This is a genomic window from Mycobacterium scrofulaceum, from assembly GCF_001667885.1.
Taxonomy (GTDB): domain Bacteria; phylum Actinomycetota; class Actinomycetes; order Mycobacteriales; family Mycobacteriaceae; genus Mycobacterium; species Mycobacterium scrofulaceum_C.
On record NZ_LZJW01000004.1, the window covers coordinates 1 to 12,083 of the forward strand.

General features: G+C 67.6%; 1 pseudogene. It reads right to left on the bottom strand.

The features are described from left to right. A pseudogene (locus A5681_RS27340) lies at positions 1-12,083 on the bottom strand (amino acid adenylation domain-containing protein); the annotation flags it as partial.

The window sequence follows — 12,083 nt, forward strand, 5'->3', positions numbered from 1 at the left end:
CGGCTCAACGTCATCGGTGAAGCGCTCGGCCACATTGAACGTCAAATCCATCCGGGCGGTATGGGTGGCGATCGGCAGCTGGGACACCCGCAAATCCCCCAACGCCAACCCCGAATCAGCGCCGGTGCCGGGCAGGTTCTGCCAGGCCAACATCACCTGCACCAACGGATGATGGCTCAGCGACCGCGCCGGGTTGAGCCGCTCGACCAACACCTCAAACGGCACGTCTTGGTGGTCATAGGCGGCGAGGCTGTGCCGCCGCACCTCGCCGAGCAACTCGCTGACGGTCGGATCACCCGCCACGTCCACGCGCAGGACCAGGGTGTTGACGAAGAACCCCACCAGCCCGTCGAGCGCTGAGTCGCGTCGTCCTGCGATCGGGAAGCCCACCGGCACATCCGAACTCCCGCTCAGGCGCGACAGCAACACCGCCAACGCCGCCTGGACCACCATGAAACTCGTCGCGTTGCACTCCCGGGCCAGCGCGCGCACCCGCTGCTGCAACTCCGCCGGCCACTCCACCGCCACCGTCGCCCCACGCTGATCGGCCACCGCCGGATACGGCCGATCCGTCGGCAACTCCAACCGCTCCGGCATCCCCGCCAGCGCATCCTCCCAATACGCCAACTGCGCGGCGATGCGACTGCCGCCATCATCGAGATCACCGAACTGCGCTCGCTGCCATACCGCGTAATCCGCATACTGCACCGGCAATTCGGGCCAGTCGGGGGCTTTGCCGCTGCACCGGCTGGCGTACGCGACATTCAGGTCACCCACGAGGGGGGTGATCGACCAGCCATCAGCGGCGATGTGGTGTACCACGCCCACGAGCACGTGGTCGTCGTCACCGATGCGGAAAAGCTGCACGCGGAAGGGGATCTCGGCCCTCAGGTCGAACGTGCGCCGCGCCACGGCGTCGATGGCCTCGTGAAGCGCGCCCGGGGGCCACCCGGCGGCGTCGGTGACCTCTACGGCACCGGCGCAGCTCTCCGGCAGCACGCGCTGAAATGGCACCCCGTCGACGTCGGGGAACACCGTGCGCAGCGATTCGTGACGGCCGATGACGTCGTCCACGGCCAACCGCAACGCGGCCAGATCCAGCGTTCCCCGCAAACGCAACGCCACCGATAGGTTGTAAACCGCTGACGGCCCGTGCAATTGGTCGAGAAACCAAAGCCGGCTCTGGGCGAACGAGAGCGGAATGACCTCGGGCCGCTCAAGGGTCACAAGGGACTCGACGCGCCGGTCATCACCGCCGATGTGTGCGGCCAGCTGGGCGACCGTTGGCGCGTCGAACAGTGTTTGCATCGACAAGTCCGTGGCCAGATCGGTTCCGATCGCCGCGATCACACGCATCGCGGAAACCGAGTCGCCGCCGAGGTCGAAGAAGGAGTCATCGACCCCGACGCGATCGAGACCCAGGACGTGGGCATAGATGCCGGCGAGGATGTCCTGGGTGGGATCCTTGGGAGCGCGGTACCGCTGGCCGTTGGTGTATTCCGGCGCCGGCAGGGCGCGGGTGTCGAGTTTGCCGTTGACCGTCAGCGGCAGCGCCTGCAAGACGACGATGGCCGCCGGAACCATGTAACCGGGCAGCCGCCCGGCCAGCGCCTCCCGCGCGGCGGCGGGATCGACTGCGCCGGCGGCGGTTTCGGTGAGATAACCCACGAGCCGCCGGTCACCGGGCCGGTCCTCACGGGCGATCACCGCGGCCTGTCCAACACCGGGAAGTTCGCTCAGGGCGGCGCGGATTTCGCCGAGTTCGATGCGATACCCGCGGATCTTCACCTGCTCGTCGGCGCGTCCGAGGTAGTCGAGTTGTCCGTCGGGCCGCCAGCGCACCAGATCCCCGGTGCGATACATGCGCGTTCCGGGTGGACCGAACGGACATGCCACGAACCGCGAAGCGGACAGTCCGGCCCGGCGCCAATAGCCAAGCCCGACACCGCGGCCGGCGATATACAGCTCGCCGACCACCTTGGGCATCACGGGGCACAGCAACTCGTCGAGGACGAAGAACGCGGCTCCCGTGATCGGTGATCCGATGGGTGGTGAGCCCGAGCCGGGCAGCAGCGGGGCGCTCTTGGACGCCCACATCGTGGTTTCGGTCGGGCCGTAGACGTTGGTCATGATCCGGCCGGGTGCCCAGAGGTCCACCAGCGCGGGAGGACAAGCTTCGGCGCCGATGACCAACGCCGTGGAGTCCAGCCCCTCGGGGGATAGGCCGCTTACCGCTGACGGGGTTTGCGTCAGCACACGGACTTGCTCTTTCACCAGTAGGTCGTGAAAGTCGCCCGGCGATCGCGCGACCGACTCGGGCACCACCACCAGCCGCCCGCCGAACAGCAGCGCGGCCCAGATCTCCCACACCGAAAAGTCGAACGCGTAGGAATGGAACTGCGTCCACACCTGTTCCGGGCCCAACGGAATCCCAATGTCCAGCGAGGCGAACAGTTGAGTGACGTTGTGATGAGTAACCGCAACACCTTTCGGGACACCGGTGGTACCGGAGGTGTAGACGATGTGGGCCATGTCGTCGGGTGCCGGGAAGGGCAGGGCGGTGTCGGGTTGAGTGCCGATGCGAGGGTCAGCGGTATCGACCACGGTCAGGCCGCATCCGTCCAGTCGCGACCGCATGTCCGCGGTCGTCACGACGGCGATCGGGGTCGAATCGGTGAGCATGAACTCGATGCGGGAACGCGGATGCATGGGGTCGATCGGCAGATACGCCGCTCCGGTCTTGAGGACCGCCAGGATCGCGCAGATCCCCTCGGCGCACCGGGGAAACAGCAGTGCGACACACGCACCCGGGCGCGCACCATGGTCGATCAGCAAATGCGCCAACCGATTAGCGGCCTCATCGAGCTCGCGGTAGGTCATCGAACGTCCCTCGAAGGTCACGGCCGCCGCATCGGGGGTCCGCGACACTTGAGTGGAGAAGAGTTCCGGAATCGATACCCGCGTCGCGGACTGGGTCAACACGGCGCGGTTGCTCCAGTCGTCCAGGTGCGCGTGCTCAATCTCATTGAGCAGGTCGATGGACAACAATCTCCGCGTCGGATTGGTGGTCAAGGTCATCCCCCTAGGTCAGTGGTCATGGCCACCAACGCGCGCTGGAAGCGGTCGATCAGAGATTCAATGGCCTCGGCGTCGAAGACGTGGCTGTCGTATTCGACGCGAAGAACCAATTCGCGGTCGGGGCGGGCTTGCATGGTCAGCGGGTAGTGGCTGGATTCGGTGCCGGTCAGGTCGGTGATTGCCAGGCCGTTGGTGTGCGCCAGCGCCGTCGTATCGATCGGGTAGTTCTCGAACACGAACAGCGTGTCGAAAAGCTGGTCGACTCCGGTGAGGCGGTGAATCTCCTTGAGCGCCAGATGTTGGTGGTCCAGGGTGCGTTCGTAAGCGGTGTGCAGTTGACCGAGCAGGTCGGCGATGGTGGTGTCCGGGGTGATGGTGGCTCGGACGGGCACGGTGTTGATCATCAGGCCCACCATCGTTTCCGCGCCGACCACATCGATCGGCCGGCCCGATACCGCCGCGCCGAATACGACGTCGCGCCGGCCCGTCATCGACATCAACACCTGCGCCCACGCGCCCTGCAGCACCGTGTTGACGGTGGTGTGACAGGAGCGGGCCAGTTCGTTCACGGCCTGCGTGGTGCTTTCGGGCACGCGAGCCGACGCGAGACCTCGGGATCCCAGCGTCGGGCCGCCCGGCGGTGCGACCAGAGTCGGAGTATGGAAACCGGCGAGCACCTCGCGCCAGGCCCGCTCCGCGGCGTCGAGGTCACGATCGGCGAGCCAGTCGACAAACCGGCGATACGGAACGGCCGCCGGTAACCGCTGGCCGTAGTAGCAGGCGAAGATCTCTTGTAGGAGCACGGGCAGTGACCAGCCATCCAGGACGATGTGGTGGTTGGTCAACACCACCCGGTACCGTTCGGGTGCGGTGCGGATCAGGGCAACTCGAAAAGCGGGCGACCCCTTTAGGTCACACACCGCGGTGCGCTCGGCGGCACAGATGTGCTGCAACTCCTCGTCGGCATCGAGTTCTAGGTACTGCCAAGGTATTTGGGGTTCGGCGGGGATGAGCTGCACCGGCTGGTCGAATTGAGTGCAGAACCGGGCGGCCAGGTTGGGGTGCCGGCTGACGACTGTGTTCGCCGCGCCGTGGAGGCGATCCACGTCGAGCGGGCCGGAGATCGTGATGTCGAGCTGCATCGAGTACAGGTCGCCGTCGCTGTTCTGGGCAGCCGCGTGGAACAGCAACCCCTGCTGCAGCGGGGTGAGCGGCAGGATGTCGGCGATCGGGAACCGCTGCTGCAATTGGTCGATCTGGTGCTGGTTGAGACGCGCGGGTGCGATGTCCGAGGGGGTGAGTCCGCCGCCGCCGCGCCGGACGTGGGCGCAGATGCCGGTGAGGGCGTCGAACCAGAGTTGATTGAGCCGGCGGATCTGCTCTTCATCGAGCACTGAAGGCGCCCAGGTCCATTCGGCCCGCAAGTGGAGCCCGGCGCCCGTGTCGACGGCGCCCGCGTTGAGCTCCAGGGTGTGTGCGAGCGGCATCGGCACCGCGCTGGCGAAGGTGGTGACCGCAAGACCGTCCTTGCTGACCCGCCAGAGATCGCCGGGCGCGTCGGTCCCGTGCAGTCGCCCGAAGTAGTTGAACCCGATAGCCGGGTCGGGGCCAGCCAGTGCAACCTCGGCGTTGAGGTAGCGCAGCAGACCGTAGGTCAGGCCGTCGGGCAGGGCCCGAAGGTCTTCCTTGGCGCGCTTGACGAACGCCCCCGTTGCGGTGTCACCGGCCACGAGTTGCGGCCACCGCGGCCCGGCGACCGGTAGCGTCACCGGGTATTTGGTGGTAAACCAGCCGATGGTGCGCGAGAGGTCCACGTCGGCGGCGAGATCCTCGTAGCGACCGTGGCCTTCGACGTCGATCGCGATCGGCGTTGCCTCGTCGGCGCCTGAGAACTCACCCCACGCCAGCGCGAACGCGATCAGCAGAATGTCTTGCACGCCGGCGTGAAAGGCGGCGGGCACCTCGCCGAGCAGAACGCGGGTGGTTTCGGCGTCCAGGGAGAGCGTGAGATGGCCGGCGGCGGCGTAGGTGTCAGTCTCGGTTCTCGGCGGGGGCAGGGTGGTGTGGGCGCGCACCGACTGGTGCCAGGCGTCGGCTCGGTCGACAACCGCGGGATGGTGGGCATGCTCGGCCAGCAGTGCCGCCCAGCGCTGGAATGATGTGCCGCCCAACGGGAGTGTGACCGGTTGGCCGCTCAGGCGTTGGGCCCAGCCGATGTTGAGGTCTTCCAGGAGGATTCGCCAGGATACGGCGTCGACCGCCAGGTGGTGGATGATCAGCACCAGCTGTCCGGTGGTGGTCACCCAGAGCGCGCTGAGCATTGCCCCGGCGGCGGGGTTGAGCCGTGACCGGGCGGTCGCCACCGCATCGTCGGTCAACGCATCGACGGTGAGCAGACAGCTCTCAGCGTCGACCGCACCCGCCGCGGGCACGCTCAACGACCACTCGCCGGCGTCGCCGTTGTCGACGCGGAGCCGCAGCATCGGGTGGTGATCGAGCAGCGATTGCAGGAGCGCGACAACGTCGGGCCGCGAGGCACCCTGGGGCGCTTCTATCACCATCGTCTGATTGAACTGATCGACGGGGCCTTCGATGTCCCGCAGCCAGTGCATGATCGGGGTGGGCACCACCGGCCCGGTGCCCGCGTCGACCGCAACGCCCATGCCGTCGCTGATCTGGGCGACGCGGGCCAGCCGTGCCACCGTCTGTTCGACGAAGATGTCTCGCGGGCGGCATATGACACCGGCCGCGCGGGCCCGGGCGACGACCTGCATCGACGAGATGCTGTCGCCGCCAAGGTCGAAGAAAGCGTCATCCACGCCGACGCGGTCAAGTCGTAGCACCTCGGCGAAGATGCCGGCCAAGATCTCCTCGATGGCGTCCGACGGTGCGCGGTAGTTGTCGGTGGCTTGATAGTCGGGCGCCGGCAGGGCGCGGGCGTCGAGTTTCCCGTTGATCGTGGTCGGCAGGGCATCGAGCACCACGACACCGGCGGGCACCATGAAGCCGGGCAGCCGCTCCGCCAGCGCGGCACGCACTTCGATGGGGTCGGCGGTTCCGGTGATGTAGGCGACCAGGCGCTTGTCGCCCGGATGGTCCTCGCGGGCGACGACCGCAGCGTGCTCGACGCCGTCGAGTCCGCTTAGTGCGGAATGGATTTCGCCGAGCTCGATCCGGTACCCGCGGATCTTGACCTGCTCGTCGGCGCGGCCGAGGTAGTGCAGTTGTCCGTCGGCGCCCCAGCGCACCAGATCCCCGGTGCGGTACATGCGCGTCCCATGGCCCCCGAACGGGCAGGCCACGAATCGCGACGCGGTCAGCCCCGCCCGCCGCAGATACCCGATACCCACGCCGTGGCCGGCGACATACAACTCGCCGACCACCCCGAACGGCACTTGACGCAGGGACTCGTCGAGGACGAACAATGCCGCCCCGGACACCGGCATACCGATGGGCACCACCCCGCACCCCGCCGTCAACGGCGCGCTGATCGCGACGCACATCGTCGTCTCGGTCGGGCCGTAAGCGTTGATCATCACCCGCCCCGGCGCCCACAGGTCGACCACATCGGCGGCGCACGCCTCACCGACGACGACCAGCGCCGCCGACTCCAAACCCTTCGGCGACAACACCGCTGCGGCGGAGGGCGTTTGTGTGAGCACATCGACTCGTTCGGTGACAAGTACATCGTGGAAGTCGGTCGGTGATGTTGTGACGTCCTCGGGCACCACCACCACTCGCCCACCTCGCAAAAGCGGACCGAAGATCTCCCACACCGAGACGTCGAAGGACAGCGAATGACACTGCGGCCAGACGCCCGGGTGCGGCAACCCGCCATCCAGGGATCCCAGCAGCTGCGTCACGTTGTGGTGGCTGATCGCAACGCATTTCGGTACGCCGGTGGTTCCGGAGGTATAGATCAGGTAGGCGATGTCGTCGGGGCCGGGCGCGGGTAGCACGGTGCTCGGGTGGTCGCCGACGTCGGCGTCGCTGACATCGAGGACCGCCAGGTCATACCCGGTGAAGCGTGGTCGGAGATCGGCGGTGGTGACGGCGGCGATCGGCTCGGCGTCGCCGAGCATGAATGTGATCCGGGAATCCGGAACCGCCGGGTCGATCGGCAGGTAGGCCGCCCCCGTCTTGAGCACCGCCAGCATCGCCGCGATGGCCTCGGCGCTACGGGAGAACAGCAGCGCGACGCACTCGCCGGGGCCCGCGCCCCGACCGATCAGCCGGTGCGCCAGCCGGTTCGAGGCGGCGTCGAGTTCGCGGTAGGTGCAGCTCCGGGTCCCATCGGTGATCGCGATCGCATCAGGGTTCCGCGTCACGTGGGTGGCAAACAATGCCGGAATCGAGACCGCCGCAGGGGCGGGCCGGTCCAGCATCGCCCGATTGGACGCGTCATCCAGAAGGGCGTGCTCCTGTGCGTCCAGCAGATCGATCGACGACAACCTGGCCTGCGGGTCGGCGGTCATCGCGCGAAGCAGCCGCTGGAACCGCTCGACAAGGGTGCTGATGGTCTCGGGCGCGAACACATCGGTGCGGAATTCGACGCTGCCACGGATGCCCGCCGGCGCGTCGTCTGCCCAGTGCTCGGACAGCGAGAACGTCAAATCCATCCGCGCGGTACGGGTGTCGAGTGGCACTTGGGTGACCTGCAGGTCGCCCAACTCCAGTCCGGCGACGGGGTCGCTCGTGTGGCCGGGCAGGTTCTGCCACGCCAACGCCACCTGGGCCAGCGGATGATGGCTCCTGGAGCGGGTGGGCTTGAGCCGTTCGACCAGAACCTCAAATGGCACGTCCTGATGCTCAAAGGCCAGCAGGCTGCGCCGACGAACTTGGTCCAGCAATTCGGCAACGGTCGGGTCTCCGGCCACATTCACCCGCAGCACCAAGGTGTTGACGAAGAACCCCACCAGGTCGTCGAGCGCGGGATCACCTCGCCCGGCGATCGGGAATGCCACGGCCACATCGGGTGTCGCGCTGAGCCGCGCCAACAATACCGCCAGGGCGGCCTGGACCACCATGAAGCTCGTCGCGTTGTGCGCGCGGGCCACGTCGCGGATGCGCTGCTGCAATTCGGCGGGCCAGTCCACGATTACGCTGTCGCCATGCTGATCGGCCACCGAAGGGTAGGGCCGATCCGTTGGCAACTCCAACCGTTCGGGCATGCCGGCCAGGGCGTCTTCCCAATATTTCAGCTGTTCGACGATCCGGCTGTTGGCATCGTCGAGCGCACCGAACTGCGCCCGTTGCCATAACGTGTAATCGACGTATTGCACGGGCAGCGGGGCCCACTCGGGAGCGAGTTCCTGCCGCCGCGCCCGGTAGGCCGCGCCGAGATCGCGGACCAACGGCGCTAGTGACCAGCCGTCAAAGGCGATGTGGTGCACGACGCCGACCAACACGTGCTCGTCGGCGCCGACCCGAAACAGCTTCACCCGCAGCGGTATCTCGGTATCCAAACCAAACGGATGCCGCGCCGTTTCGTCGATCGCCTCATCGAGCCGTGCCGACGCCCATCCGGATGCGTCGATGACATCCCAGCCGAAATCCGCCCGGGCGGCGGGAACGATGAGTTGTTGGGGAAGTCCGTCGGGCGCGGGGAATATCGTGCGCAAGCTTTCATGCCGGGCGACCACGTCGGCGAGCGCCGCGCCCAGCACCTCGGCATCGAGTTCACAGCGCAGCCTCAATGCCACCGCCAGGTGGTAAACCCCTGAGGGGCCTTGTAACTGGTCGAGAACCCACAGCCGGTTCTGGGTGAACGAGAGCGGAATCACCGCGGGGCGGTGGCCCGCGGTCAACGGCTCGCGGTGGCGCACCTCGCCGTCGAGAAGGGGCGCCAGTTGCGCGATCGTGGGTGCGTCGAACAACGCGTGCACGGCAAGATCCGTGTCGAGGCCGGTGTTGATGGCGGCGATCAACCGCATGGCCGATAGCGAATCGCCACCCAGGTCGAAGAACGAATCGTCAACGCCCACCCGCTCGGCGCCCAGAACCTGGGCGTAGGTGCCGGCCAGGATCTCCTCGACCGGCGTGGCCGGGGCGCGGTACCGACCGCGATCCCTGTACTCCGGCGCGGGCAGGGCGCGGGTGTCGAGCTTGCCGTTGACCGTCAGCGGCAGCGCCTGCAAGACCACGACCGCCGCCGGAACCATATGGCCGGGCAGGCGTCCGGCGAGCGCGACGCGCGCCGCGGCGGGATGGACTGTCCCGGAATCACTTTCGACGACGTAGCCGACAAGACGCTTGTCGCCGGGGCGGTCTTCGCGGACGATGACGGCCGCCTGTTCGACACCCTCGATCGCGGCCAGGGCGGCCTGGATCTCGGCGAGCTCGATGCGGTAGCCACGAACCTTGACCTGCTCGTCGGCCCGCCCGAGGTAGTCGAGCTGGCCATCAGAGCGCCAGCGCACCAGGTCGCCGGTCCGATACATTCGGGTTCCCGGGTTGCCGAACGGGCTGGCCACGAATCGGGCCGCGGTCAGGGCCGCCCGGCCCAGATAACCGACGCCGACGCCGCGGCCGGCCACATACAGTTCGCCGACCATTCCGGGTGCGACCGGGCGCAGCCAGTCGTCCAGGACGAACAGCGCCGCCGTGGAGACCGGTGCTCCGATCGGTACCGCCCCCGAACCCGGTGTCAGCGGGGCACTTAACGTCGCGTACACCGTCGTTTCGGTCGGGCCGTAGGCGTTGATCACCACGCGCCCGGGCGCCCACCGGTCTACCAGCTCCGCCGGGCATGCCTCACCACCGAGCAGCAGCGCGACCGAATCCAAGCCGTGCCGGGGAAGCGCCGCGGCGGCCGACGGCGTCTGGGTGAGCACGGTCACCTGTTCGGCGACGAGCAGTGCGTGGAAGTCGTTCGGTGAGGCGGTCACCTGGTCGGGCACCACCACCAGCCGGCCGCCGCCGAGCAACGCGGCCCAGGTCTCCCAGACGGAGAAGTCGAACGCGTAGGAGTGACACTGCGTCCATACCTGGTCGGCGGGGAGGTGGGTCGACGCCGACTCGACCAAGTGCGCCACGTTGCGATGGCTTATCGCAACACCTTTCGGCACACCGGTGGTGCCCGACGTGTAGATGAGATAGGCGATGTCATCGGCTGCCGGCGTCGGGAGCGCGGATCGCGGCTGGGCCGTCCTGCGGTCGTCGGTGATGTCGACGACGGTCAGTGGGCGCCCGGTCAGCCGTGGGCGCAGCGCGGTGGTGGTGATCGCGAGCGCGGGCGCTGCGTCGCTCAACATGAATCCGATCCGCTCGTCGGGCAGCGCTGGGTCGATCGCGAGGTATGCCGCCCCGGCCTTGAGCACCGCAAGCATGGCGATGACGGCCTCGGCGGAGCGCTCCAGCAGCAGCACCACGCATTCCCCGGGGCCCGCCCCACAGCCGGATATCAGGTGCGCCAGGTGATTCGACGCCTCGTCGAGTTCGCGGTAAGTCAGCGACCGGTCCACGTCCCTGATGGCCACGGCGTGCGGAGAGCGGGCCACGTGAGCGGCGAACAATTCCGGGATCGACACCGGTGCGGGTTCGAGCCCGGTCAGAGCCGCCCGATTGCCCATGTTGTCGAGGCGGTCACGCTCGTCGGGGTCGAGGAGGTCCATCGCCGACAACGGGAGCCGCGGATCGGCGGTCATCGTCAACATGACGCGCTGCAGCCGATTGGTCAGTGTGCCAATGGTGTCCGCGTCGAACACATCGGTGTCGTACTCGATGCGGAAGCCGAGGCGCGGCCCCGGTGTGGCCTGCAGGGTCAGGGGGTAGTGGTTAGATTCGCGGCCAGTGAACTCGAGGACGGTCAATCCGTCGACATTGAGCAGGGCGGTGGTGTCGACGGGGTAGTTCTCGTAGACGAACAGGGTGTCGAACAGGTGGTCGTGACCGGTGGCGCGGTGAATCTCGTTGAGCGCCAAGTGTTGGTGGTCGAGGGTGTGGTTGTGGGCGTCGTGCAGTTGGTGGAGCAGGTCGGCGGTGGTGGTGGTTGTGGAGATCTGTGCGCGCACCGGCACGGTGTTGATCAGCAGGCCGACCATCGCCTCCGCGCCCGGTATCTCGACGGGCCTTCCCGAGACGGCGGTGCCGAAGACCGCGTCGCGCTGGCCGGTCAGTCCCATCAGCAGTTGGGCCCACGCCGCCTGCAGCACGGTGCTGACGGTGGTGTGACTGGCGCGCGCCAGCTCCTGCAGCGCCAGCGTGTCTCGCTCGGACAGCACGAACGAACTGGTGCTCTTGGCGCCGGCCTGTAGTCGGGCCGGTGGCCCGACGAGGGTGGGGGCTTCCAAACCCGTGAGCGTCTCTTGCCAGGCGGTGCGGGCGGAGTCGAGGTCGCGCTCGGCGAGCCAGGTGATGAACCGGCGGTAGGGTGTCGCCGCGGGCAGCTGCTGACCCTGGTAGAGGGCGAAGATCTCTTGTAGCACGATGGGGAGCGACCAACCGTCGAGCACGATGTGGTGAAACGTCAACACCATTCGGTACCGGCTGTCGCCGGCGCGGAGCACGGCCACCCGAAAGGGGGGCTCGCCGGTGAGGTCGCAGACGGCCGCCCGTTCATGGGCGCAAATCTCGTGGATCAGATCTTCGCGTTCGACGGTCTCGGACCGCCATGCCGCAGAGGGGTCGGCCGGAATGATTTGCACGGGCTGGTCGAAACGTTGGCAGAATCGTGCCGCGAGGTGCGGGTGGCGGCTCATGACGGTTTGGACGGCGTCCTGCAGCCGGCGCGGGTCGAGGGGGCCGGCGACGACGATGTCGAGTTGCATCGCGTACAGGTCATCGACACCCCGACCGGTGCCGGCGTGGAAGAGCAGCCCTTCTTGCAGTGCGGTGAGCGGCAAGATGTCGGCGATGTCGTATTGCTTTTGCAGTTGGTCGATTTGGTGTTGGGTGAGCCGGGCGGGGGCGATGTCGGAGGGGGTCAGGCCGCCGCCGCCGCGCCGCACGTGGGTGCAGATGCCGGTCAGGGCGTCGAACCACAGCTGGCTGAGCCGGGCGATCTG